Here is a 25,270-nt window from a genome sequence, read left to right as displayed (position 1 = left end):
ACGTGTTTCTTGCAAGCCCAATGCGGTAATGAGTTGCTAGATCATTCTGTGCAGTGGGAATTGCCGCGCGTTGGCAGGAAGGGCCAGGAGGAGTTCTGGCGTTGGATGGCAGGGGCAGTGATTAGCGATGACTACATGCGGTGGCAGGACGCCCAGGCTAACCGATAATCGATTTCGCCTGAATCAAAATGGGGCGGCCGATGACCGCCCCTCGCTCACGCAATGACGGCAGGGCCGCCATGCTCGCTCGCCTCAATCGCCGTGAAGCGTCTCGGCCGCATACAAGGTGTTTTCCAACAGGCAGGCGCGGGTCATCGGGCCCACGCCACCCGGTACCGGGGTAATCCAGCCAGCACGGGGGAGGGCGGTTTCGTAGACGACGTCGCCCACCAGCTTGCCATCTTCCTGACGGTTGATGCCGACATCGATGACGATGGCGCCTTCCTTGATCCATTCACCCTTGACCAACCCGGGTTTGCCCGCGGCTACGACCACCAGGTCCGCGCGCCCAACATGTCCTGCCAGGTCCTGGGTGAAGCGGTGGCACACGGTGATCGTACATCCGCTGAGCAACAACTCCAGCGCCATTGGCCGGCCAACGATGTTGGAGGCCCCGACGATCACGGCATTCATGCCGTACAGGTCCTGCCCCGTGCTTTCAAGCAGGGTCATGATGCCTTTGGGTGTGCAGGGGCGCAGCAGCGGAATGCGTTGTGCGAGGCGACCGACGTTGTAGGGGTGGAAGCCGTCCACATCCTTGTCCGGGCGGATGCGCTCGAGCAGCAACGATGCGTCGAGGTGCGCGGGCAGCGGCAGTTGCAGCAGGATGCCGTCAATGGACGGGTCGTCATTGAGACGATCGATCAGTTCAGTAAGTGCTTCTTGCGTGGTGTGACTCGGCAGGTCGAAGGCCTGCGACAGGAAGCCTACCTCTTCGCAATCCTTGCGCTTGTGCGAGACGTAAACCTGGGAGGCAGGGTCGGTGCCGACCAGAATCACTGCCAGGCCCGGCGTGCGCAGGCCCTCCTGGCGCCGCTGCGCGACACGTTGAGCGATTTGCTGGCGCAGCTTGGCGGCAATCGCCTTGCCATCGATTAGTTGTGCAGTCATAGACGCGTGATTAACCATCGGAAGGGAAACAATAAAGAACGCGTATTCTCGCACGACATGGCCGGAGGGCAAAGGCGGGCGGTCGGGCAAATGCCCTAACCCCTTCAATAATTTAAATTTTTTTTAGAAAGTTGTTGACGACCCCAGGGGTCGGCTATAAGATTCGCCGCACTTGTCGGGCACAGCCTAGCACTGGTTGGCGAAGTCGGGCAGAATGAGTCGTTTGGCAGTGAGCTGTCAGTGCCTTGTTCGGTTAGGCTTCATGCTTAAGCGCCCGTAGCTCAGCTGGATAGAGCATCCGCCTTCTAAGCGGATGGTCGCAGGTTCGAGTCCTGCCGGGTGCGCCACTTAGGCAGCTTTGGCAAGCAAGGTGATTGAACGCGTTTTGGTGGGCGTAGCTCAGTTGGTAGAGCGCTGGATTGTGATTCCAGTTGTCGTGGGTTCGATTCCCATCGTCCACCCCATATTCTTCGAAGGCGCCGCGCTGTAACTGGCGCCTTTGTTTTAAGCGTTACGCGGACGTGGTGAAATTGGTAGACACACTGGATTTAGGTTCCAGCGGCGCAAGCTGTAAGAGTTCGAGTCTCTTCGTCCGCACCATGCTTCAGTAAGGCAGTACCGTTACACCGCAATATGGTGGGCGTAGCTCAGTTGGTAGAGCGCTGGATTGTGATTCCAGTTGTCGTGGGTTCGATTCCCATCGTCCACCCCATCTTTATATGAAAGGCGCCTTGATCGTGAGATCGGGCGCCTTTTGTTTTTGGTGCGTCCGGACCCTGAGTGAGTGCGTGGCGTGGCTGATCCTGTGGTAATCAGGGCAGTCATCGCGCTCGACTCGCCCGCTCCCAAGGGGGCTGGCTCGCCACACGGGCGGCTCCGCTGCTGGCCGCACCTTTCAGGTGAACCGCCGACATGAAGCGGGGGATCAGTATTTGTTGCTAGCCGCCCTTGCAATCCGCTGGTGGCATCCCAATAAAAGCTGATAGATTTCAGCCGGTTGAAACCCGGTGAAGCGGGAAGTACCAGGACATAGCCAATGATCGCAAAAGAAGCCCGCCAGGCTGCCGCGCTGCAGCGTTTCGCCGAAGCGAACCCTCACCTGCTCGAAGAGATCCGCGCGCTGGATGCTCGTGAGCAGGCGCAGCAAATTCAGTGGGCGTTCGAGGATGCCGCTGAACAACGAGGCATCCAGCCCTGGGAGCTCGCACTTGAGCTGATCGCTGAAACCCCGGAACAATTGCGGGCCATGCGCTTGGAGACCCACCGAGAGGTGGCCGATGCGCTTGGATTGTCCTGGGAGGAGTACTGCCAGTTCAACGAGATCGAGCTCGAATAAGGGCCGTGCGGTTCAAGGTGTATTTGTTGAGCAAGATGTTGCGGCACGTATTGGCCGGAATGTCGGGCCAGGCTTATTGGAAACAGGTCGCGCGGTGTGCCGTGCGGCCCTTGAAAGTTAATCGACCGGCGTTGTTTCAGGTCGTCCCGAGTGGGGTGACTTCTGCAGCGCGACTCACTAGAATGCTTGCCCTTGATTCTGGAGTCGGGCTAACGCCGGCTAACGTCTGTGCAACGAGGAATATCCATGCAAGTTTCTGTTGAAAACACTTCCGCTCTCGAGCGCCGCATGACCATCGCCGTTCCGGCTGAGCGCGTCGAGAACGAAGTCAACAAGCGTCTGCAGCAGACTGCCAAGCGCGCCAAGGTTGCCGGCTTCCGTCCTGGCAAGGTGCCCATGAGCGTGATCCGTCAGCGCTTCGAGGCCGATGCCCGCCAGGAAGCCTTCGGTGATCTGGTTCAGGCTTCCTTCTACGAAGCCATCGTCGAGCAGAAACTGAACCCTGCCGGCGCGCCGTCCGTAGAGCCCAAGTCGTTCGAAAAAGGCAAGGACCTGGAGTTCGTCGCGGTCTTCGAAGTGTTCCCGGAGTTCACCGTTGCCGGCCTGGAGTCGATCAACGTCGAGCGCCTGAGCGCCGAAGTCGCCGATTCCGATCTGGACAACATGCTGGAAGTGCTGCGCAAGCAGAACACGCGTTTCGAAGTCGTCGAGCGCGCCGCTCAAACCGACGATCAGCTCAACATCGACTTCGTTGGCAAGGTTGACGGTGAAACCTTCGCCGGTGGCTCGGCCAAAGGTACTCAGCTGGTGCTGGGCTCCGGCCGCATGATCCCAGGCTTCGAAGACGGCCTGGTCGGCGCCAAGGCTGGTGAAGAGCGCGTCGTCAACGTGACCTTCCCAGAGGATTACCAGAACCTGGACCTGGCCGGCAAGGCCGCCGAGTTCACCATCACCGTGAACAGCGTGTCGGCCCCTGTGCTGCCTGAGCTGAACGAAGAATTCTTCGCACAGTTCGGCATCAAGGAATCGACCCTGGAAGGCTTCCGCGCCGAAGTTCGCAAGAACATGGAGCGTGAACTGCGCCAGGCCATCAAGACCAAGGTCAAGAACCAGGTCATGGACGGTCTGCTGGCCGCCAACCCGATCGAAGCGCCAAAGGCTCTGCTGGAAAACGAAGTCAACCGTCTGCGCGTGCAGGCTGTTCAGCAGTTCGGTGGCAACATCAAGCCTGAGCAACTGCCGGCCGAGCTGTTCGAAGAGCAAGCCAAGCGCCGTGTTGCGCTGGGCCTGATCGTCGCAGAAGTGGTCAAGCAGTATGACCTCAAGCCAGACGATGCCAAGGTTCGCGAAATGATCGAGGAGATGGCCTCGGCTTACCAGGAGCCTGAGCAAGTCATCGCCTGGTACTACAAGAACGACCAGCAGATGAACGAAGTGCGTTCGGTTGTACTTGAAGAACAAGTTGTGGATACTGTTCTGCAGAAAGCGACTGTGACTGACAAGTCGGTCTCGTATGAAGAGGCCGTCAAGCCAGCCCAGGCACCTGACGAAGCCGAGTAAGCGGTCTTTTCGCAGGAAGCCCCCACAAGCCAGCCTTCGCGCTGGCTTGTGTGTATTCAAGCCATGACTATTTGGGAGTGAGCGCAGGACATGTCCCGCAATTCTTTTATTCAGCAGAGCTCTGACATCCAGGCTGCAGGCGGCCTGGTCCCTATGGTTATCGAGCAGTCCGCCCGTGGCGAGCGCGCCTACGACATCTATTCGCGCCTCCTGAAGGAGCGCGTGATCTTCCTTGTTGGCCCGGTCGAAGACTACATGGCCAACCTCGTCGTCGCACAGATGTTGTTCCTTGAGGCGGAAAACCCGGACAAGGATATCCATCTGTACATCAACTCGCCGGGTGGGTCCGTGACCGCCGGCATGTCGATCTACGACACCATGCAGTTCATCAAGCCGGACGTATCGACCATCTGCATCGGCCAGGCCTGCAGCATGGGTGCGTTCCTGCTCGCCGCCGGTGCCAAGGGCAAGCGTCACTGCCTGCCGAACTCGCGCGTGATGATTCACCAGCCACTGGGCGGGTTCCAGGGCCAGGCTACCGATATCGAGATCCATGCCCAGGAAATCCTGAACATCAAGGCGCGCCTGAACGAGCTTCTGGCCTACCACACCGGCCAGGATCTGGAAACCATCAAGCGCGACACCGAGCGTGACAACTTCATGAGCGCCTCGCGCGCAGCCGAGTACGGCCTGATCGACTCGGTATACGACAAGCGGCAACTGGCTTCCTGAAGCGGGAGGCCAGGGCAGGTAGGCGCATGACGCGCCTGCCTGCGGACTTGAAAAAGCCCGCAATTGCCTTCATCTTGTGTTGCAAGCCTACCGGATTGGATCGATCGAATGACTGACACCCGTAACGGCGAGGACAGCGGCAAATTGCTTTATTGCTCCTTCTGCGGCAAAAGCCAGCACGAAGTGCGCAAACTGATTGCCGGGCCCTCGGTATTTATCTGCGACGAGTGCGTCGACCTGTGCAATGACATCATCCGCGAGGAGGTGCAGGAAGCCCAGGCCGAAAGCAGCGCGCACAAATTGCCTTCGCCGAAAGAAATCAGCGGTATCCTCGACCAGTACGTCATTGGTCAGGAACGCGCGAAAAAGGTGCTTGCCGTGGCGGTTTACAACCACTACAAGCGCTTGAACCAGCGTGACAAGAAGGGTGACGACGTCGAGCTGGGCAAGAGCAACATCCTGCTCATCGGCCCGACGGGCTCGGGTAAGACCTTGCTTGCCGAAACCCTGGCGCGCCTGTTGAACGTACCGTTCACGATCGCGGACGCCACCACCCTGACCGAAGCCGGTTATGTGGGTGAGGACGTCGAGAACATCATTCAGAAGCTGCTGCAGAAGTGCGACTACGATGTGGAAAAAGCCCAGATGGGTATTGTCTACATCGACGAAATCGACAAGATTTCGCGCAAGTCGGACAACCCGTCCATCACCCGTGACGTTTCGGGTGAAGGTGTGCAGCAAGCTTTGCTGAAGCTCATCGAGGGCACTGTTGCTTCCGTCCCTCCACAGGGCGGCCGCAAACACCCGCAGCAGGAATTCCTGCAGGTTGATACCCGCAATATCCTGTTCATCTGTGGTGGCGCGTTCTCCGGCCTTGAAAAGGTCATCCAGAACCGCTCCACCAAAGGTGGCATGGGCTTCGGTGCTGAAGTGCGCAGCAAGGAAGAGGGCAAGAAAGTCGGCGAGTCTCTGCGTGAGGTCGAGCCTGACGACTTGGTCAAGTTTGGCCTGATCCCCGAGTTTGTGGGCCGCTTGCCAGTATTGGCAACGCTTGATGAGCTGGACGAAGCAGCGCTTATCCAGATCTTGACCGAACCCAAGAACGCGCTGACCAAGCAGTACGCCAAGCTGTTCGAGATGGAAAGCGTCGACCTCGAGTTCCGCAGTGATGCGCTCAAGGCCGTTGCTCGCAAAGCGTTGGAGCGCAAGACTGGCGCCCGTGGCCTGCGTTCCATTCTGGAAGGCGTGCTGCTCGACACCATGTACGAGATTCCCTCTGCGAAGGAAGTCAGCAAGGTGGTGATCGATGAAAGCGTCATCGAGGGTACCTCGCAGCCGCTGATGATCTACGAGAACAGCGAGCCGCAAGCCAAGGCCGCGCCTGACGCCTGATTAAGGGGCAGGTCGCCTGACCGTGTAGCACAGAGGGGGCCTTGGGCCCCCTTTTTGCTTTTCCTGCGCCAGCGCTTGTAATTTCGTGGGTGTACCCCCACATTAGGTCCAAACATCAATTCCACGGTTTCCGGCCACTAAGGCCGCTGTAGAGGCGAAATCATGAAGACCACCCTCGACTTGCCTCTTTTGCCATTGCGCGACGTCGTTGTTTACCCGCACATGGTCATCCCGCTGTTTGTGGGGCGTGAGAAATCCATCGAGGCCCTCGAAGCCGCGATGACGGGCGAAAAGCAGATTCTCCTGCTCGCCCAGAAAAACCCGGCTGATGACGATCCGGGCGAAGACGCGCTATACCGCGTTGGTACCGTAGCCACCGTGCTCCAGCTGCTGAAACTGCCTGACGGTACCGTGAAAGTGCTGGTCGAAGGTGAGCAGCGGGGTACTGTCGAGCGCTTCAGTGAAGTCGATGGCCATGTGCGCGCCGAAGTGTCCCTGATCGACGAAACCGAGGCTGTAGAGCGCGAGTCGGAAGTATTTGTGCGCACACTGCTTTCGCAGTTCGAGCAGTACGTGCAACTGGGCAAGAAAGTGCCTGCCGAAGTGATGTCATCGCTCAACAGCATCGATGAGCCCGGGCGTCTGGTCGACACCATGGCCGCTCACATGGCCCTGAAGATCGAGCAGAAACAGGAAATTCTGGAAATCGTCGACCTGCCAACGCGGGTCGAGCATGTCCTGGCACTGCTTGATGCCGAGATTGACCTGCTGCAGGTCGAAAAGCGCATCCGTGGCCGGGTGAAAAAGCAGATGGAGCGCAGCCAGCGCGAGTACTACCTGAATGAGCAGATGAAGGCCATTCAGAAAGAGCTTGGCGATGGTGATGAGGGTCATAACGAGCTCGAGGAGCTGAAAAAGCGTATCGAGGCCGCTGGCCTGCCCAAGGACGCCATGACCAAGGCCCAGGCTGAGCTGAACAAGCTCAAGCAAATGTCGCCGATGTCGGCTGAGGCCACCGTAGTGCGTTCCTACCTGGACTGGCTGGTTCAGGTGCCTTGGAAAGCGCAGAGCAAAGTGCGCCTGGACCTTGCCAAGGCCGAAGACATTCTTGATGCAGACCACTACGGTCTGGAAGAGGTCAAGGACCGTATTCTCGAGTACCTTGCCGTGCAAAAGCGCGTCAAGAAAATCCGTGGCCCAGTGCTGTGCCTGGTTGGCCCACCTGGCGTGGGCAAGACGTCCCTGGCCGAATCCATTGCCGCTGCGACCAACCGTAAATTCGTGCGCATGGCCCTGGGCGGGGTACGGGATGAAGCTGAAATCCGCGGCCACCGCCGGACCTATATCGGCTCCATGCCCGGCCGGTTGATTCAGAAGATGACCAAAGTGGGCGTTCGCAACCCGCTGTTCCTGCTCGATGAAATCGACAAGATGGGCAGCGACATGCGCGGCGATCCGGCCTCGGCACTGCTGGAGGTGCTGGACCCCGAGCAGAACCACAACTTCAACGATCACTATCTGGAGGTCGATTACGACCTGTCGGACGTGATGTTCCTGTGCACCTCCAACTCGATGAACATCCCGCCAGCGTTGCTGGACCGGATGGAGATCATTCGTCTGCCGGGTTACACCGAAGATGAAAAAATAAACATCGCAGTCAAATACCTAGTGCCCAAGCAGGTCAAGGCGAACGGCCTGAAAAAAGAAGAGCTGGAGATCGATGTCTCGGCCATTCGCGACATCATTCGTTACTACACGCGCGAAGCGGGTGTGCGTGGTCTTGAGCGTCAGATTGCCAAGGTCTGCCGTAAGGTCGTCAAGGAACATGCAGGGCAAAAGCAGGTCAACGTCAAGGTGACCGGCGAGCAGCTCGAACACCTTCTGGGCGTGCGCAAGTTCCGTTATGGCCTGGCCGAGCAGCAGGACCAGATCGGCCAGGTGACGGGTCTGGCATGGACACAAGTGGGCGGCGAATTGCTCACCATCGAGTCCGTGGTCATTCCTGGCAAGGGCCAATTGATCAAGACCGGTTCGCTCGGTGACGTCATGGTCGAGTCGATTACGGCCGCGCAGACAGTGGTGCGCAGCCGTGCCCGCAGCCTGGGGATCGCAGCAGACTTCCATGAAAAGCACGACGTTCATATTCATATGCCCGAAGGCGCCACCCCCAAAGATGGCCCGAGTGCAGGCATCGGCATGTGCACCGCGCTGGTGTCGGCACTCACTCAGATACCTGTGCGCGCGGATGTAGCGATGACAGGCGAGATCACGTTGCGCGGCCAGGTTCTGGCCATTGGCGGGCTCAAGGAAAAACTGCTGGCCGCACACCGGGGCGGCATCAAGACGGTGATCATTCCTGAGGAGAACGTGCGTGACCTGAAGGAAATCCCGGAGAATATTAAACAGGATCTGCAGATCAAACCGGTCAAATGGATTGACGAAGTCCTGCAAATTGCGCTGCAATACGCCCCGGAGCCCTTGCCAGATGTGGCTTCCGAGATTGTCGCGAAGGACGATAAGCGCGACAGTGAGGCAAAGGAAAGAATTAGCACGCACTAACAGTTTCAGCCCGGGTGGCTTTCTTGACAGTATTTTCGGCGCCTTGCTATAAAGCGGCACGTGAGTGTCATCAGGCCACCCAGCACCGTTTTCACACGCTTTTCTTTACATACTTAGAAACATACTCAATAGAGCACAAGGGGACTTACGAGTGAACAAGTCGGAACTGATTGACGCTATCGCCGCACATGCAGACATTCCCAAAGCCACCGCTGGCAGAGCGCTGGACGCAGTGATCGAAACCGTCACCGGCGCCCTGAAGCAAGGCGACGATGTCGTTCTGGTCGGCTTCGGCACCTTCTCTGTCAAGGAACGCGCTGAGCGTACTGGCCGTAACCCGCAGACCGGTAAGGCGATCAAAATTGAAGCCGCCAAGGTTCCAGGTTTCAAGGCAGGTAAAGGCCTGAAAGACGCCGTCAACTAAGTCGTCTCTTTCAGCCGGACCCGGCCAGGCCAGGTCCGAGCACGCTGAAGGCGGGACGCAAACGTTACCGCCTGATTCGTATGCTAAGAAAAGGCGCATCCTCGGATGCGCCTTTCTTTTATCAGGACTCTACCCACGCTCCGCGGTTGTCGACGCAGTGGTACAGCCGTCTCTGGGGGACGCATGCTGCAAAATATCAGGGACAATTCACAAGGTTGGATTGCCAAAACCATTATCGGTCTCATTGTCGTATTAATGGCATTGACCGGGTTCGAAGCCATTTTCCAAGCCGCCAGCCACAGCCAGGATGCTGCCAAGGTCAACGGCGAAACGATCAGCCAGAACGAGCTGAGCCAGGCGGCCGACATGCAGCGCCGCCAGCTGGTGCAGCAACTGGGTAAGGACTTCGATCCTGCGCTGCTTGACGACAAGCTGCTGCGTGAAGAGGCCCTCAAGGGTCTGATCAGCCGCAAGCTGTTGCTCGAAGGTGCGAAGGACGCCAAGTTCGCGTTTTCCGATGCTGCGCTCGATCAAGTCATGCTTCAAACGCCGGAGTTCCAGGTTGACGGCAAGTTCAACAGCGACCGCTTCGACCAGGTCATCCGCCAGATGGGCTATGGGCGTATGCAGTTTCGCGAAATGCTCGGTGAAGAAATGCTCATCGGGCAGTTACGTGCCGGGATCGCCGGCAGCAGCTTCGTAACCGATCAGCAAGTCGATGCTTTTGCACGCCTTGAGAAGCAGACCCGCGATTTCGCGTCCTTGACCTTCAAGGCCGACCCAGCCGCGATCAAGATCAGCGACGAAGAGGTCAAGCAGCACTATGACGCCCATGCCAAAGAGTTCATGTCGCCTGATCAAGTCGTCATCGATTACGTAGAGCTCAAGAAATCGTCGTTCTTTGACCAGGCCAAGGTCACTGACGAGGCGCTCAAGGCTCAGTACGAGAAAGAGATCGCCAACCTGGCCGAACAGCGCCGCGCGGCGCATATCCTCATCGAGGTCAACGACAAGACCACCGATGCCCAAGCCAAGGCGCGTGCTGACGAAATCGAACAGCGCCTGGCCAAGGGTGAAGATTTCGCCGCGTTGGCGAAGGAATTTTCCCAGGACCCAGGTTCGGCCAGCAACGGCGGTGACCTCGGCTTTGCCGGCCCTGGTGTGTACGATCCGGCGTTCGAACAGGCGCTGTATCAGCTGCACGACGGTCAGGTCTCAGCCCCGGTTCGTACCGAATACGGCTATCACATCATTAAGCTGCTGGGCGTTGAAGCGCCCGAGGTGCCGAGCTTCGCGAGCCTGAAAGACAAGCTGACCCGCGACCTCAAGACGCCACTGGTCGAGCAACGCTACGTGGACGCCAGCAAGCAGTTGCAGGATGCCGCTTACGAGGCCTCCGACCTGGTGCAGCCGGCTCAGGACTTGAACCTCAAGGTGCAAACGTCCGCTCCGTTCGGTCGCGAAGGCGGCGACGGTATCACTGCCAACCGCTCCGTGGTGCAGGCAGCGTTCTCGGAGGAAGTGCTGGAAGAGGGTGCCAACAGCACCGCCATCGAGCTCGATCCGGAGACGACGGTGGTACTGCGCGTCAAGGAACACCGCAAGCCTGCACAGCTGCCACTCGAGACGGTTGCCAAGAACATTCGCGAGCATCTGGCCAAAGAGAAAGCCACCGCTGCCCTCAAGGCCAAGGCGGACAAGCTGATCGCGGGGCTGCGTGATGGCTCCATCGCCCCTGGAAGCGTTCAGGAAGGCCAGGGCTGGAAGCCCTATGAAGCCGTCTCGCGTGGTCAGGAAGGTATCGATCCTGTCGAGCTGCAGGCATTGTTCCGTCTCGGCAAGCCGCAAGCCAAGGACAAGCCCGTCTATGGCAGCGTCGTGCTGCGTGATGGCAGCCTGGTCGTGCTGCAACTCAAGGGTGTCAATGACGGTGCTGCGGCCACTGATGAAGAGAAGCAGCAGATCCGCCGCTACTTGGCGTCTCGTGCGGGTCAGCAGGACTTCGCCGCCTACCGCAAACAGCTGGAGGCCAACGCGGACATCACGCGTTACTAAAGCCGTTTGGAAACACGCGACAGGCCGCTATAAGCGGCCTGTTTTTTTTCCTGTGCGCAGGCACCGCAAGCGTTAGCGTTTGACACCCTCATGATTGTCCAATGTGTCGCGTGCGATCTCGCGGCCCAGTGCGATCAGCTCGGGCGCCTTGTAGAACTCGAAGAAGCGACACACACGCTTGGGCACGTTGATCAGTACGTCAGGCGGATAGCCGGCGATCTTGTACTGCGCCAGTGAAGTCTGCATGACTTCGAAACTCTGGTTGATCAAGTCCAGCAGCGAGGCCGGCCCTACGTTGTCGATGATGAACGAACCGGTGGCAGACTTGGGCGCGCCTTCGCTTTCGGGGGCCGCCGTAGGCTGCTGTGCCTGCGGATCTGCCGATTCGGCCAGCCACGGGTTCACGGGAGAAAAACGATCGCGCGTCATGCCTTTTTCAATACGGACCAACTCTTCGGCGGGCTTGCGGCGAAACGGCAGGTGCGAGCCAAGCGAGTTGATCAGTGCATCGAATCTCATCTTGAAGGCTGCAGGTCGCTCTATCACTGGAAGTTGATACTGCTTCTGGTTGGTGGCGTTGAGGTTGACCGCAATGATCAGGTCGCAGTGGCTCGATACCACGGGCACGATGGGTAACGGGTTGAGGATGCCGCCGTCGACCAGCATGCGGTTACCTTGAACCACGGGCGTGAATAGACTGGGTATGGCAGCCGAGGCGCGCATGGCTTGGTGCAGGCAGCCTTCCTGAAACCAGATTTCCTGTTGGTTGGTCAGGTCAGCTGCAACGGCGGTATAAGGAATGCGCAATTGCTCAATGTTGATGTCGCCTACTATCTTGCGGATCTGACCGAAGACCTTGTCGCCCCGAATAGCGCCCAGACTAAAGCTAACATCTACCAGGCGCAGGACATCCAGATAGTCCAGGCTCTCGATCCAGCGTTTGTATTGCTCAAGCTTGCCTGCAGCGTAAATGCCGCCAACGACCGCTCCCATGGAGCACCCGGCAATGCAGGCGATTTCATATCCGCGGCGTTCGATCTCCTCGATCACGCCGATGTGCGCATACCCTCTGGCCCCGCCTGATCCGAGCACCAATGCCACGCGTTTGTTCATCAACTTCCCTCAGCGTTCGCCACTTAAGCTCTACAATGCACGCATCGTACCCTTGGCAGCAATGCGCAACCTGTCGAGGACCTGCTTGGTCAAAGCCAGGCGGGCACTTTTACAAGGGGTTGGCGTCGAACATGCATTGTTTCTCTCCCTCAGAGGTTTAGCTGATGAAAGCCTGGATCTGCCTGCCGTTGATTGCCCTGACCCTTGCTGGTTGCGCTGGCAAGACGGCATACCGTGACAGCTGTGCCACACAACTGGACGCCGCCTGGAAGGAGCTTGACCTGGCCAAGGCTGAAGGCTTTGCGGGGGCCGTGAGTTATTCCAAGGCGCTGTCGCTGCTTACAGGCGCCAAGACGCAGCAGCAATTCGAGGGTTACGAAAGCTGCACGCGCAAGGCTGAAAAAGCACGCTTCTACATCCGTGAGTCCCGTGCCGGCCGTTGATCGAGGGTTGCCACATGTCTGACATGCTTGATCACCTCATCGCCCAGATCATCACCTTGCACGTCAGGCTCCTGGCGTGCCGCGAACGCCTGGCGGTCGACACCGACAGTGAAGCCCTGCACGACCTGCGCACCACCGTGCGCCGCCTGCGCAGCCTGGTACGACCACTGCGCGGGCTGCCTGGTGTGGAGCAACTCGAAAGTGCCGCCAAGGCGCTAGGGACGCTCACCACGCCGCTGCGCGATGCCGAAGTGCTGGGCGCCGCCCTCATTACCCAAGGGTTCGAGCAGGCCGGGCGCAGGCGTCTGCAAGGGCGAGGGCCATCCTACGCCAGCGTCGCACGCAGCCCGCAGCTGACCCGGTTACTGGGGGCGGTGGATGCGTTTCCCGCGTTTTTGCGTGGCGCAGATCGCGATGGCCTGATTCAGGCGTTGGACAAGCGTATCGAGAAACGCTTGCGCAAACAGTGGCGCAAGCTGACCGAGGCCTTGCAGGATCCCAATCACGATCGTCACCGGTTGCGGTTGCTGATCAAACGAGCGCGGTACGCAGACGAAGCCTACCCCCAGTTCGGCCACGCCCCGAAGAAGCTCAAACGCACCCTGAAACGAGCACAGGGCGATCTGGGGGATTGGCATGACCGTCTGCAATGGTTGCTGCAAGCGCAACAGCACGCCGATCTGGCGGGCTGCATTAGCGGATGGCAACACCAGTTGGAAGAGGCCGAGCGGCGGTCGGACAGCACGCTGGACGCGTTGGGTGCTGCGTTGGCCCGTCGCAAGCCCGGACAATGACCGATATGAAGGCTGTTGCAGGGGCCAGGGCCGGCTAGGATGGGAGCACCGTTACTCGTGCAGGAGCTGCCCAATGACGTTCGAACAAGTGCTCAAGGCTGCCAGAGCTCATCCCGACAGCGTGCGCGTGCCGGCAGGCTGGGGCCAGGGGCGAGCGATTTTTGGCGGCCTGATGGCTGCCATGGTGTTCGAGGCGATGCGTTCCCGGCTAGGTCATGACCGCCCGGTGCGCTCACTGGCCATTACTTTCGTGAGTCCTGCCTCGGCAGATACCCCGATTCGGCTGGAGGTCGAGCTATTGCGCCATGGCACGGGTGTCAGCACGCTGCTGGGCCGCGCCGTGCAGCAAGGACAGGTGGTGACGCTGGTACAGGGCAGTTTCGGGGCTGCACGAAGCTCTGCCGTGTCCGTACCCGCCGTACCTGCACCAGAAATGCCGGCGCTTGAGGCGAGTGCAGCACCATTGCCTCATATCCCAGGTGTGACACCGCAATTCATGAAAAACCTGGAGTTGCGCTGGGCGATCGGTGGTCTTCCGTTCAGCGGCAATGACTCGCGCACCATGGGGGGCTGGGTGCGCCTGCGTGACCTGCAAGACGGGGAAATGAACGAGGCGCACCTGCTGGCGTTGGTAGACGCCTGGCCACCTAGCGTTCTGCCCATGCTCAGACAGCCTGCAGCCGGCAGTACACTTACCTGGACCATCGAATTCGTCCAGTCTGTACGCTCGCTGAACGCTGGCGATTGGTGCCAGTACCGTGTGGAAACCGAATACGCACGCGAGGGATATGGCCATGCGGCCGCTGCATTATGGAGTGCAGACGGCGCATTGTTGGCCTTGAGCAGGCAAACGGTGACGGTGTTTGGGTGATGCCCGTCACCGCCGAGGCTTGTGACGGTCGCGCCAGGCCTGCCACCACGCGCCACTCACCACAAAACGCGGGAACGTGATGAACTGCTCGCTGAGTACACGTTGAACACGGTCGGTGCGGTTGATGAAGGGCTCTTGGGTATCAGCTTCCAGGCGATGGCCGTGACGTTGAAGTCCAAGGGCCGCGACCAGGGCGAGCACGCCGACCGCCAGCTGCACGATATCCAGCCCTAACAATCCGGACACGATCAACAGGACGCCCAGAATGAACAGCGGAACCGCAATCAAATGCAGCACCAGGTTTGCAGGGTGACGATGACTGTGCGGGTAGCCGCGCCATTGCCAGGCGAGCAGATTGGGTAGACGTTTGTTCATGGGCATTTCCTCTCGGTCATGCCCAAAGCGTAGTGTGCAGGCGCGGCCAGAGCCAATCGCCACTGCCTATGACCGTTATAGCTTCAGTTGACCTATAGCCTTGTTCAGCGCCCCGGCCAGTGTCGCAAGTTCCGAACTGGTGGTGGCCGAACCTACGGTCTGCTGCACGGTTTGCTCGGTCACATCACGGATGCTGACGACGGCACGGTTCATTTCCTCTGCCACCTGGCTCTGTTGTTCGGCAGCCACGGCGATCTGGGTGTTGCTTTCACGCATCTGCGCCACTGCCCCAGTGATCTCGGCCAATGCCGCTCCTGCTTCCTGGGCCTGTTTCACACAATCGTCTGCTTTGTAGGAGCTTTCCTGCATAAACTCGACCGCATCACGCGTGCCTGACTGCAGGGCAGACACCATGGTAGTGATCTCGTCGGTAGATGACTGAACGCGTTTGGCCAGGTTGCGGACCTCATCGGCCACCACGGCAAACCCACGACCCAGGTCACCGGCACGGGCCGCCTCTATGGCCGCGTTCAATGCCAGCAGGTTGGTCTGCTCGGCAATGCTGTGAATGACACTGACCACACCATTGATCTTCTGGCTGTCTTCGGCGAGTTGACGGATCATTTCGGCGGTCTGCTGAACGCCGCTGGAAAGCCCGGCAATGGACGTCTGCACGCGATTGACCACGTCTTTCCCACCGCCGGCGAGCGTGTCGGCAGTCTGGGACAGATCGCGGGTCGCCCCTGCATGCTGGGCGATATGGTAGACAGTGGCGGACATTTCATTGATGGCTGTCGCGGCTTGGTCGGTTTCGCTTTGCTGGCCGAGCATGCCGTGACGCACCTCGTTCATGCTGGCCGCAAGACGCGCGGCACCTGAGTCGAGCTGTGCTGCGGTGGTGGCGACGGTGCTGACGATACGGTGGTAGGTGCCCTGCATGGCGTTGAAGGCGCCCGCCATCTGACCGACTTCGTCACCGCCGGCCAGTGGTACACGCGCCGCCAGATCACCGGTTTTTTCCACATGCAGCATCACGTCCTTGAGCGTGTTGAGTTGGCTGAGTAGAAAGCGGATCAGCAGTTGCGAAGCGGCGAGCATGGCCAGCATCAGAATCAACACGCACACCGCGTAATGCGTAAATCGATCGATGAAGACCTGGCGCAGGCTGGGTGACTGGGCGATCACGGCAACACGCTGATCACCTCTCTGCAGCACATGAGCGCCCTGAATGGGGTCTTGTCCCAACAGTTGGTTGGAGGGCAGCGCTATCCAGCCCTGAGCGCCGCGCAAGGCCTCCAGGGGCTCGCCGGCAAAGGAGGGCATCTGCCCTGCACCCCAGGTGATGACGCTTGCCGAAAGAGGCAACGGTTGGCCTTGTGGCCACGCTGCCAGCAGGTTTGCCTGGGCGTTTGCTTGATGTTCAGCGCCTTCAGCACGGGCGCGCTGCTCCAGATGGACGGCGTACAGCACCAGCAGCAAGGTGGTCACGAAAGCGACGGCGTTGACCGCCCAGAACTTGTATTTCAGGGAAACATTGCTAAGCCAGGCACCCATGGGCAGGTCTTCTCTGAGTTGAGCGGAAACAATATTGGCAAGGTGCCATCATTGTGCCCGCGGCGACTCGAGGGGTGTTGATATGTATCAAGAGATATCAGGATTGCGACGGCAATTCGAAGAATGCCTTAGCCGTGGCAGTAGTGTGCGCGGCGGTATCTTGCAGGGTTTCCCTGCGGTGCAGTGCCACTTCTCGCAGGACCTCAGGCAGGTACGCCGGCTCGTTACGCCCGTTCTTGGGCTTGGGGCGCAGGCTGCGCGGCAATAAATAGGGGGCATCGCTCTCCAGCATCAAGCGGCCGGTGGGTATACTGCCCACCAATCCATGCAGGTGCGTCCCGCGCCGTTCATCACAAATCCAGCCAGTGATGCCGATGTGCAGGTCCAGGTCCAGATAGCTGAACAGCGCAGCACGTTCCCCGGTGAAACAGTGGACCACGGCTGCTTTTAAGTGGTCGCGATACTCTTTGAGGATGGCCAGCAGGCGCTCACTGGCGTCGCGCTCATGGAGAAACACCGGAAGTTGGCACTCCACGGCCAATGCCAGCTGGGCGTGCAAGGCCTTCTCCTGCGCAGGGCGTGGAGAGAAATCGCGGTTGAAGTCCAGGCCGCATTCGCCCACGGCGCGCACCCGCGGCTCGGCGAGCAGTTGGCGCATGTGCTGTTCGCTCTGGCTGTTCCAGCTGTTTGCATCGTGCGGGTGAACGCCAGCCGTCGCGAACAGGTGAGTCTGCGCGCTGTCCAGTTGCTGGCAAAGGACAATGGCCTGTTCACTCACAGGCAGGCTGGTGCCCGTCAGGACCATTTGCTCGACGCCCGCTTCCAAGGCGCGGTGGACCACTTCCGCTTGGCGGCCATCGAAACTGCTGTTGGTCAGGTTGACGCCAATATCGATCAATTGCATGGTGCTACCTCGTGCCGCAGGGACGCCAGCATAGCAAAAGCCCGTGCCGAACTGGCTGTCCAAGAACTTCAAGTCCAGGGCATGGTCTTTTTGACCTCAAGCCCAAACGTGGCGAACGTCATGCTGGCCACCCACTCACGACGGATACCTCAAATGCCACGCTACTGGCTCATGTTCATGCTGCTGTTAGGGTTGCCTCTGGTCAGCCAAGCGCAGACGCAGGTACGTCCACCGGGCCCGCAGCATCACATTGCGCCGGCCAATGCCCGCGACCTCCAGCACATTCGCAGCAGCAAGGTCTTGCGCGTGCTGGTCAATCAAAGCCGCAACAGCTCTGGAGAAGTGAAAGGCGAGCCAGTGGGCGTCGAGTACTACCGCTTGCGCGCGCTCGAGCACTTTCTCAATGCCCGGGTAGAGGACAGCCAGCGTATCGAGCTCAAACTGATCCCACGCGCCAAGGAGCAGCTCCTAGGCGCACTGGGGCGCGGCGAAGGCGATTTGGCTGCACCAGGGGAACTGCTCGATCCTGCCACGGTGCGTAACGTAGTAGCAACTGCCCCAGTGCGTGATCAGGTGGCGCTGGTGTTGGTTGGGCGCAAGGGGGGGCGCGCCTTCAGCCAGGCGGAACAATTGTCAGGTCGCACCATCGCGCTGACAAGCGCCAGTGCCGCGGGCCCGTTGATCGAGCAACTGAACCAGCGTCTGGCCATGCGCAAGCGTCCCCCGGTCAAGGTGGAGTGGGTCGATCCGACCCTAGCGATCGAGGATGTGCTGGAGATGGTCCAGGCCGGTATCTATCACTTGACCGTGGTCGAACAGCCGATCGCCCGCCGCTGGTCAAAGGTCATGCCGAAGCTGCGTGTCAACCTGCGCGTGCACCTGGGGCCCTCGCAAGCCATGCGCTGGTACGTTGGTCGTGACTCGCCGCAGTTGCAGGCATCGGTCGACCGCTTCCTACAGAACTATCGCGCCCCTGACAACGAGGATGCAGCATTCGAACGCATCTATCGGCGTCAGTACCGGGTACACAACCCGCTCGCCCGCCAGGACCGTCAACGGCTGGCCTCGGTCAGCGCCGTGTTGCAAAAGCATGGCCAGGCGCAGCAGATCGACTGGCTCAACCTTGCCGCCTTGGCATTCAAGGAGTCGACCCTCAACCCGGCCGCGCGGGGGGCAGGGGGCGCACACGGGTTGATGCAAATCACGCCGGCGGCTGCCCAGCGGGTCGGGGTCAGTAACATCAAGACGGTGGACGGCAACGTTCAGGCCAGTGCGCGTTACCTGGCCCTGATCCGTCGCAAGTTCTTCTCCAGCCCCCGCATCAATGAACGTGAGCGCATGGCGTTCGTGTTGGCCGCCTACAACCTGGGGCCCGAGCGCGTGCAAGCCATGCGCGCCGAAGCGCGCAAGCGTGGGCTCAACGGTAACCAATGGTTCTTCCAGACCGAACGCATCGCCATGGAGCAGGTGGGCATGGGGCCGGTCAACTTCGTCAACAGCGTGAACAAGTACTTCCTGGCGTTCAATCGGGAGCGGCGGGTGCTGGAGCCCAAGGGCAAGCACTAAGCGAGGCTGCACCGAGGCGGGCAATTGGCCAGAATCGTGCGCTTGCATGTTCGGTTCAATCGCTCTAGCATGACGCCTGCGCCGATTTAAACAGCTACTTGCGGGGCGCAGAGACGCCCGAGGGGTGTCCCGAAATACCGCTAAAGCGCTGGTTCGGTGACGCCTCCCACCGCTGCCCAGCGAGATTGGCGAGGCGGAGAATTCACCATGAGTTGCCCACGTACCAGTGTCTGTCTAAGCCCTCTGCCTGTCAGTCAGGCGTCGCGCACCCCGCGCATCCTGCTTGGGGGGGCGCACCAGCCCACACTTTTGCGCCACCTTGAAGGCTTGTCTCGTCGACGAGGCCAGGCCCGTGCATTCCTGATCCAGTTCGCCGAGACCGGCGAGCATTTCGCCCAGTACGCCAATGACCGGTTCGACCTTGCCGTGATTCAAGCGCCCGCGCCCGAGGCCTCGGCCGAAGTGATCGGCCATCTGGTCCGTATCGCGCGCCAAGGGCTGATCACGGCACGCTGAAAGTCTGCCGTCTCCTGCGACGGTGCAAAGCGATCAGGGTTTGACGAATCGTGGCGCGGCTTCGTGTGCATCGTATTGAATGTCGGTGACGTCCCAGTAGGCTTCTCCCGTGGGTGTGCGCACCATGATCTCGTCCCCGACGCACTTGCCTATGCAGGCCCGGGCCATCGGTGAGTCGATGGAGATGAAGTCCTTGCGGTCGTAGATTTCATCCGCGCCAACGATTCGGAACCGCTTGCTTTGGTCGTGCTCGTTGGCGATGGTCACCCATGCTCCAAAAAACACTTTTCCTTCCTGCGCGGGCGAGTAAGGCACCACGCGCAGGTTCTCGATGCGCTTGCGAAGGTAGCGGACACGACGGTCGATTTCCCTCAACCTTTTCTTGTTGTACTGGTAGTCCGCATTTTCACTGCGATCGCCCAGTGACGCCGCCCAGGTCACTTTGCGCGTGATCTCTGGTCGCTCATCTCGCCAAAGCCAGTCCAGTTCATCTTTCAGGGCTTGGTAGCCTGCTTCGGTGATGAGGTCAGTTGCCATGTTTGCTTTTTTCCATATCCGAACCCGGCCAACATTGTCGCTGCGCGCACGGGGAGGTGGCACAGGGTAGCCGGGAGGCTACAGACGTTAACCGCCCAGATGCGCCATGTTCAAGCACTGGATCAAGCACTGGAGTCAGCGGTGAATGGTCCGTGCAGCTGAGCCACGTCATGGCCTTGGCCGAGTTCATGGTGCGTCCGCATGCTTGCAAGAAGCCCCGGACGACTGGCTGCAGATTGCGCAACCACCCAATCGATGTGGTCAGCTGTGATGGCGGTCGTCAGGGCATTGCCAGATAATGGGCGCTTTCAATGCCGACAATGACTTGCATCATTCACAGGTGAGGAACTCTCGATGGTAAATGTCCGGCCGCGTCCCGCGGTCAATGGAGTGGCTTCGGCCGACCGCGTGCTGACGGTACTTTCTGCGTTTCAGGTGGGGGACACGGCGCTGACGCTCGTCGAGCTCGTCGAGCGTACCGGGCTGATCAAAAGTACCATCATGCGCCTGATGGTTTCGCTTGAGAATCACGGCTATGTCAACCGCATGGCCGACGGTCGCTACCAGCTGGCCAGTGAAGTGATGCGGCTTAACGCCGTGTACGAAGAGGGTATTGATCTGGAGCGGCACGTGATGCCCAGGCTGCACCTTCTGGCCGAGCGTACGGGTGAAACCGCGTCGTTCTACGTGCGCCACGGCGCCTACCGCATGTGTCAGTACCGGGTGAACTCCCCCCATCGCCTACGCATGCACGTTCAACCTGGCGATATGCGTCCGATGGACGATGCTGCCGGCGCCCAGGCCTTGCGTACACCGTTTGCCAGCGGCATCACCATGCAGAAGCCGTTTTTCTCGATGGGGGCCACGGACCCGCATGCGGCTTCGGTAGCCTTTCCCGTCTACGGGGCAGGCGATGAACTGGTCGGGGCATTGGTGCTGTCAGGCCCTTCAAGCCGCTTGACGCCAGAGTGTGCCGAGGCGATCAACGAGGTCTTTCTCGACGCAACCCGCGATCTGATGCGCAGCCTGGGTTGCAAGGCCGCGTAGTTTTTCAACGCTTTTTCAGCCAACCGTTCACCGCCGTTTCACAGGCGTGGTACTCGTTCGACAGCCTGGTGATCTGCGAGGCTTCTCCAACCCGCAGGCGCCAGGTGCGTCAGGCTTGGCGACCTTCGCCCTCGGCGCTTGTCACCAATGCAAATGGCTTATCGCAATCACCTGCTTGACGGTGGGATGGAGCAGGTGCTCAAGCGCAGCGGAACCCCCTTCAGGCAGCCGGAACGGTTGGCGTTTGGGCTGATCGAGCCCCCAGAGCACGTGCTCCAGGCGCATAAGATGTTCATAAGCGCCGGCGCGGATCGTGACGGCCAACAGTTATGCTGTGGCGCCTTTCACCTGCGCCACGATCATAGGCGGGTGCTGCGGTATCCGCCCTGAGCATATCGAACAACTTCATGAACACATCGGGATCGAGCCAGAGGGCATCGCACCTTCAGGTGGCTGACCAAGACCAGCAGCGGTATTTGGAGAAGCACGGCCTGGGCAGCTGCTCGCCGTAAGCCTGGCACGTCGGCAAGACGGTCCCGAGTCACGCAGGACCGCCTTGGCTTCACCCTTCACGCAGGACGGTGAGCGGTGAGGCATCAAGTGCGCGGCGAGTGCCGAGCACACCCGCGCAGCCTACCAACAGCGCGCCTGCGACGGGCATGAGCAGCAACCACGGGTGCGGGCTCCAGGGCAGTGCGAAAGCGTAGTGATACAACACCAAGGTAATCAGCTCGCACCCTAGCGCCGCCAGCAAACCGCTCAAAGCCCCCAGCAAGCCGAATTCGATGCGCCGTGTCTTGACCAGCAACTGGCGTTGGGCTCCCAGGGCACGCAAGAGCGCACCTTGGCGAATGCGCTCATCCAAGGTGGCTTGAAGGCCTGCGAACAAAACGGCCAATCCCGCGGCCAGTACGAACAGCAGCACATACTCTACTGCCAGCGTGACCTGGGCAAGTATGCTGCGCAATTGGGCGAGCAATGCATCGACCTGGAGGATGGTCACCGCAGGAAATGCGCGTGACAGGGCGACGATCTCCTGATCATGCCCGGGGGAGAGGTAAAAACTCGTCAGATAGGTCGTAGGCAGCCCTTGCAATGTGCCGGGTTGGAAGATCATGTAGAAGTTGGGCTGGAAGCTGTCCCAATGCACGCTGCGCAGACTGATCACCTTGGCCTGACGTTGCTGGCCACCAATATCGAACGTGAGTGTGTCGCCCAACTTCAGCTGAAGACTTTCGGCGAGCTGGGCCTCTACCGATACGCCAGGTACCTCGACATCGGTTGGTGACCCTTGCCACCAATGGCCACCGGTCAATTGGTTGCCGTCAGGCAACTGCGCCGCCCACGTCAGGCTCAGGTCACGTTGCACGGCGCGTTCGCCTGCGGAGTCCTTCGTGACGATCTGTTGAACGGGCTGCTGGTTGATCTCGATCAGCCGCCCCGGGGTGACCGGGTACAGAGGAGCAGCAGCGGCGTTGATCTGTTTGAGCTGTTGGGCGAAGCGATCCTGATCGTCAGGCAGAATATTGAGTGCGAAATAATTCGGGGCGTCTTCAGGCAGCTGTGCCTGCCAGGTGTCGAGCAGCTCTGCACGCAGCAGCGCGACCAGGCCCATGGCCAGCAGGATCAGCCCGAAGGCCAGGGCCTGCCCAGCGGCGGCCGTGGGGTGGCGAAGCAGCTGGCCCAGCCCTAGCCGCCAGGCCAACGGCGCCCCTGACAGGAGCCGACGCAGGCTGCGCAAACCCAGCCACAGCAACCCGCCCAGGACCAGGGCCGCCGCCAGGCCACCTGCCAGGAGTGCGAAGGTCAGCAGCAGGTCAAGGCTTAGCCGCCACATGATAAGACCCAGGGCGAACAAGGCTGCACCGTAGACCAGCCAGCTGCTGGGAGGGACAGGGAGCAAGTCACGACGCAACACCCGCAACGGGGGCACTTTACCCAAAGCTGCAATCGGCGGCAGGGCAAAGCCTGTCAGCGCGACCAGGCCCGTGGCGATTCCAGCCAAGGCCGGCCACAGGCTGCCTGGCGGTACGTCGCTGGGCAGTAATCCGTGCAGCAGCTCGAACAAACCCAGCTGCGCGAGCCAGCCTACTGCGGCCCCCACGATCGCCGCTGCAAACCCGAGCATGGCCAGCTGCAAACTGTACAGGAGCAGTGCCTGGCGCCGCGACAGTCCCAGGCAACGAAGCAGGGCGCTGGCGTCCAGGCGCCTGGCGGCATAGCGGCTGGCAGACAGCGCCACGGCGACACCGGCCAGCAATACTGCAACGAGGCTGGCAAGGTTCAGGTAGCGCTCGGCTTTGCCCAGTGCGCCGCCGATTTGCTGGTTGCCATCGCGGGTGTCGCGCAACCGCTGGCTGGCCGAAAGCGTGTTATCGACGCTGGCACGGTATTGCGCCAATGCCGCGGCAGGGCCGCTCCACAGGTCACGGTAAGTCACGCGGCTGCCGGGTTGGATCACACCGGTCGCCGGCAGGTCCGCCAGGTTCATCATCACCCGTGGGGTCAGGCTGTAGAAGTTGTTCGCCCGATCCGGTTCATAGGTCAGCACGCGGCTCATGCGCAGGGTCTTCATGCCCACATCGATGCTGTCGCCGATGTTCATGCCCAATGCCGCCAGCAGCCGGGGCTCTACCCACACCTCGCCGGCTGCCGGCCCGCCGCCTGGGTTTTCCTCGGCATAAGGCTCGGCGGCGCTGCGCACCTGGCCACGCAGTGGATAGGCGTTATCGGCGGCCTTTACCCCCGCGAGCTGGATACCGTTATCTGCGCCGACCACGCTGGTGAATTCGACCACTTGGGCGTGATGCAGCCCCAAGGCCTTGCCTACCGTAATTTGTGACGCCGCCGCTGGGGCGCTGCCTTGCAGCACCAGGTCGGCGCCCAGAAACTCACTGGCGCGCAATTGCATGGCACCGTTGAGCCGTGCGCCAAAATACCCGATGGCAGTACTGGCCGCTACGGCGACCAGGAGCGAGAAGAACAACACCCGAACTTCACTGGCCCTGAGATCACGCAGCAGCTGCCGCCAGGCCAGCCCCAGCAGGCGCGACGCCGGCATGCCCTTCATCCGGCCTCCAGGGGGCTGACCAACTGGCCCGCGTCCAGGCGGATATGACGGTGACAACGGTGCGCCAGTCGCTCGTCGTGGGTTACCAGGACCAACGTGGTGCCGCGCTCCTGATTCAACTCGAACAGCAGGTCGCTGATACGCTCGCCCGTGTGGCTGTCGAGGTTGCCCGTCGGTTCGTCGGCAAACAGCACGGCGGGCTGAGCGGCGAAGGCTCGGGCTAGGGCCACCCGCTGTTGCTCACCGCCCGACAGTTGCCGCGGCGTATGGCTCAGCCGTTGCCCTAGGCCTACGCGTTCGAGCAAGGTGCGCGCGTGATCGCGCGCGTCTGCGCGGCCATGCAGTTCCAGCGGCAACATCACGTTTTCCAGTGCATTGAGGCTGTCGAGCAACTGGAATGACTGGAACACGAAGCCCACGTGCTCGGCCCGGATGCGCGCCCGCTGGTCCTCATCGAGCGCGCCAAGGTCGTGTCCGGCGAGCGTCACCGAACCTTCGCTGGGCTGATCAAGCCCGGCCAGCAGCCCAAGCAGGGTCGACTTGCCTGAACCTGAGGCGCCGACGATGGCAAGGCTGTCCCCCGCGGCCAGCTCCAGCGATAGGGGGTGCAGGATGGTGAGTTCACCTTCCGCGCTGGTGACCACTTTGCTAAGGTGCTGCGCAACGAGCATGCTGGGGCCCATGGAGAATCCGATGCGAATGTGGTTGATGAGTGCCGGCCTGGCCCTGTATTGCCTGGCCCAGAGCGCGACTGCGGGAACGGTGCTGATTGTCGGTGATAGTATCAGCGCAGGTTTTGGCCTGGATACCCGCTACGGGTGGGCATCCTTGTTGCAGACCCGCCTGCGCCAGGAAGGTTTCGACGACAAAGTGGTCAACGCGTCGATCAGTGGCGACACCAGCGCCGGCGGGCAAGCGCGGCTGCCTGCGTTGCTGGCGGCGCACAAGCCGGCGGTGGTGGTGCTGGAGTTGGGAGGCAACGATGGGTTGCGCGGGCAGCCGCCAGCGCAATTGCGACAAAACCTTGCCTCAATGGTCGATCAGTCGCGCCAGGCAGGTGCCAAGGTGCTGCTGTTGGGCATGCAGCTGCCTCCCAACTATGGTGTTCGCTATACCACGGCCTTTGCCAAGGTGTACGAGGAGCTGGCCAAGGACAAGCAGGTGGCCCTGGTGCCGTTTTTCCTGGAAGGGGTAGGGGGCGTTCCTGAGTTGATGCAGGCCGACGGCATCCATCCCGCCCAGGGCGCCCAGCAGCGGCTGCTGGAAAATGCCTGGCCGGTGCTTAAACCGTTGCTCTGACGCTTTAAACGGG

22 protein-coding genes and 4 tRNA genes are annotated in these 25,270 nt (G+C 60.5%); 18 read left to right on the top strand and 8 right to left on the bottom strand.

Annotated elements, in window-relative coordinates:
- Positions 1-252 precede the first annotated feature (252 nt).
- Positions 253-1,110, bottom strand: a complete 858-nt coding sequence (gene folD, locus CRP40_RS10155; RefSeq protein ID WP_027914581.1) for a bifunctional methylenetetrahydrofolate dehydrogenase/methenyltetrahydrofolate cyclohydrolase FolD — start codon at positions 1,108-1,110, stop codon at positions 253-255.
- Positions 1,111-1,380: 270 nt separating this feature from the next.
- Between folD and CRP40_RS10150 the strand changes: the two genes are divergently transcribed.
- The 11 genes from CRP40_RS10150 to CRP40_RS10100 all read left to right on the top strand — a co-directional run bounded on the left by CRP40_RS10150 (position 1,381) and on the right by CRP40_RS10100 (position 11,168).
- Positions 1,381-1,457: transfer RNA gene (locus tag CRP40_RS10150), tRNA-Arg, on the top strand.
- A gap of 41 nt (positions 1,458-1,498) precedes the next feature.
- Positions 1,499-1,574: transfer RNA gene (locus CRP40_RS10145), tRNA-His, on the top strand.
- A 51-nt stretch (positions 1,575-1,625) separates the two neighbouring features.
- Positions 1,626-1,710, top strand: a tRNA-Leu gene (locus tag CRP40_RS10140).
- A 36-nt stretch (positions 1,711-1,746) separates the two neighbouring features.
- Positions 1,747-1,822 (top strand) — tRNA-His (locus CRP40_RS10135).
- Positions 1,823-2,146: 324 nt separating this feature from the next.
- The gene (locus CRP40_RS10130) at positions 2,147-2,446 is read left to right on the top strand and encodes a DUF6388 family protein (RefSeq protein ID WP_027914582.1); all 300 of its coding nucleotides are present in this window, start codon (positions 2,147-2,149) and stop codon (positions 2,444-2,446) included.
- Positions 2,447-2,692: 246 nt separating this feature from the next.
- Positions 2,693-4,006 carry a trigger factor gene (tig, locus tag CRP40_RS10125; protein WP_027914583.1) on the top strand — a complete coding sequence of 438 codons (1,314 nt, stop codon included), beginning with the start codon at positions 2,693-2,695 and terminating at the stop codon, positions 4,004-4,006.
- A gap of 90 nt (positions 4,007-4,096) precedes the next feature.
- A complete protein-coding gene (clpP, locus tag CRP40_RS10120) occupies positions 4,097-4,738 on the top strand; it encodes an ATP-dependent Clp endopeptidase proteolytic subunit ClpP (RefSeq protein ID WP_023536171.1) in 642 nt (213 codons plus the stop codon).
- 108 nt (positions 4,739-4,846) lie between these two features.
- Positions 4,847-6,130: an ATP-dependent Clp protease ATP-binding subunit ClpX gene (gene clpX, locus CRP40_RS10115; protein WP_023536000.1), complete on the top strand. Its 1,284-nt coding sequence runs from the start codon at positions 4,847-4,849 to the stop codon at positions 6,128-6,130.
- A 162-nt stretch (positions 6,131-6,292) separates the two neighbouring features.
- Positions 6,293-8,689 (top strand): endopeptidase La, encoded by a 2,397-nt coding sequence (lon, locus tag CRP40_RS10110; protein ID WP_027914584.1) that lies wholly within the window; start codon positions 6,293-6,295, stop codon positions 8,687-8,689.
- Between the two features lie 151 nt (positions 8,690-8,840).
- The gene (locus CRP40_RS10105) at positions 8,841-9,113 is read left to right on the top strand and encodes an HU family DNA-binding protein (RefSeq protein ID WP_027914585.1); all 273 of its coding nucleotides are present in this window, start codon (positions 8,841-8,843) and stop codon (positions 9,111-9,113) included.
- 183 nt (positions 9,114-9,296) lie between these two features.
- Entirely contained in the window at positions 9,297-11,168 is a 1,872-nt protein-coding gene (locus tag CRP40_RS10100) for a SurA N-terminal domain-containing protein (protein ID WP_027914586.1), read from the top strand.
- Between the two features lie 72 nt (positions 11,169-11,240).
- Here CRP40_RS10100 and CRP40_RS10095 read toward each other — a convergent pair whose 3' ends face one another.
- Positions 11,241-12,281: a patatin-like phospholipase family protein gene (locus CRP40_RS10095; protein WP_027914587.1), complete on the bottom strand. Its 1,041-nt coding sequence runs from the start codon at positions 12,279-12,281 to the stop codon at positions 11,241-11,243.
- A gap of 164 nt (positions 12,282-12,445) precedes the next feature.
- On the opposite strand from CRP40_RS10095, the gene CRP40_RS10090 reads away from it, so the two are divergent.
- From CRP40_RS10090 to CRP40_RS10080, 3 genes are all read left to right on the top strand, one after another.
- Entirely contained in the window at positions 12,446-12,724 is a 279-nt protein-coding gene (locus CRP40_RS10090) for a hypothetical protein (RefSeq protein ID WP_023536014.1), read from the top strand.
- A 14-nt stretch (positions 12,725-12,738) separates the two neighbouring features.
- Entirely contained in the window at positions 12,739-13,518 is a 780-nt protein-coding gene (locus tag CRP40_RS10085; RefSeq protein WP_027914588.1) for a CHAD domain-containing protein, read from the top strand.
- A 73-nt stretch (positions 13,519-13,591) separates the two neighbouring features.
- Positions 13,592-14,389: a thioesterase family protein gene (locus tag CRP40_RS10080; protein ID WP_027914589.1), complete on the top strand. Its 798-nt coding sequence runs from the start codon at positions 13,592-13,594 to the stop codon at positions 14,387-14,389.
- A 6-nt stretch (positions 14,390-14,395) separates the two neighbouring features.
- Here CRP40_RS10080 and CRP40_RS10075 read toward each other — a convergent pair whose 3' ends face one another.
- The 3 genes from CRP40_RS10075 to CRP40_RS10065 all read right to left on the bottom strand — a co-directional run bounded on the left by CRP40_RS10075 (position 14,396) and on the right by CRP40_RS10065 (position 17,222).
- Positions 14,396-14,764: a hypothetical protein gene (locus CRP40_RS10075; RefSeq protein ID WP_027914590.1), complete on the bottom strand. Its 369-nt coding sequence runs from the start codon at positions 14,762-14,764 to the stop codon at positions 14,396-14,398.
- 75 nt (positions 14,765-14,839) lie between these two features.
- On the bottom strand, positions 14,840-16,318 hold the full coding sequence (locus tag CRP40_RS10070; RefSeq protein ID WP_027914591.1) for a methyl-accepting chemotaxis protein: 1,479 nt from the start codon (positions 16,316-16,318) through the stop codon (positions 14,840-14,842).
- Positions 16,319-16,415: 97 nt separating this feature from the next.
- Entirely contained in the window at positions 16,416-17,222 is an 807-nt protein-coding gene (locus CRP40_RS10065) for a TatD family hydrolase (protein ID WP_027914592.1), read from the bottom strand.
- 153 nt (positions 17,223-17,375) lie between these two features.
- Between CRP40_RS10065 and CRP40_RS10060 the strand changes: the two genes are divergently transcribed.
- Together CRP40_RS10060 and CRP40_RS10055 are read left to right on the top strand one after the other, a co-directional pair.
- Entirely contained in the window at positions 17,376-18,788 is a 1,413-nt protein-coding gene (locus CRP40_RS10060; protein WP_027914593.1) for a transglycosylase SLT domain-containing protein, read from the top strand.
- A gap of 207 nt (positions 18,789-18,995) precedes the next feature.
- Positions 18,996-19,304, top strand: a complete 309-nt coding sequence (locus tag CRP40_RS10055; protein ID WP_027914594.1) for a hypothetical protein — start codon at positions 18,996-18,998, stop codon at positions 19,302-19,304.
- A 33-nt stretch (positions 19,305-19,337) separates the two neighbouring features.
- Here the strand turns inward: CRP40_RS10055 and greB are convergent, their stop codons facing one another.
- Positions 19,338-19,841, bottom strand: coding sequence for a transcription elongation factor GreB (gene greB / locus CRP40_RS10050; RefSeq protein ID WP_049696270.1), 504 nt, complete (start codon positions 19,839-19,841; stop codon positions 19,338-19,340).
- Positions 19,842-20,195: 354 nt separating this feature from the next.
- Between greB and CRP40_RS10045 the strand changes: the two genes are divergently transcribed.
- Positions 20,196-20,888 carry a helix-turn-helix domain-containing protein gene (locus CRP40_RS10045; protein ID WP_027914595.1) on the top strand — a complete coding sequence of 231 codons (693 nt, stop codon included), beginning with the start codon at positions 20,196-20,198 and terminating at the stop codon, positions 20,886-20,888.
- A gap of 562 nt (positions 20,889-21,450) precedes the next feature.
- On the opposite strand, the gene CRP40_RS10035 is transcribed toward CRP40_RS10045, so the two are convergent.
- Both CRP40_RS10035 and CRP40_RS10030 read right to left on the bottom strand, forming a co-directional pair.
- A complete protein-coding gene (locus CRP40_RS10035; protein ID WP_027914597.1) occupies positions 21,451-23,958 on the bottom strand; it encodes an FtsX-like permease family protein in 2,508 nt (835 codons plus the stop codon).
- Complete coding sequence (locus tag CRP40_RS10030) at positions 23,955-24,641, bottom strand: ABC transporter ATP-binding protein (protein ID WP_027914598.1); 687 nt, start codon at positions 24,639-24,641, stop codon at positions 23,955-23,957. The genes CRP40_RS10035 and CRP40_RS10030 overlap by 4 nt, the downstream gene beginning before the upstream one ends.
- Before the next feature lie 10 nt (positions 24,642-24,651).
- Here CRP40_RS10030 and CRP40_RS10025 point away from each other — a divergent pair, with 10 nt between their 5' ends.
- Complete coding sequence (locus CRP40_RS10025; RefSeq protein WP_027914599.1) at positions 24,652-25,257, top strand: arylesterase; 606 nt, start codon at positions 24,652-24,654, stop codon at positions 25,255-25,257.
- The last annotated feature ends 13 nt before the right edge of the window (positions 25,258-25,270 follow it).

The organism is Pseudomonas sp. URMO17WK12:I9 (genome assembly GCF_900230165.1).
Classification (GTDB): Bacteria; Pseudomonadota; Gammaproteobacteria; order Pseudomonadales; family Pseudomonadaceae; genus Aquipseudomonas; species Aquipseudomonas fulva.
Note: the sequence above shows the minus strand (reverse complement) of the source record. Positions and strands in the feature narration are given on the sequence as shown.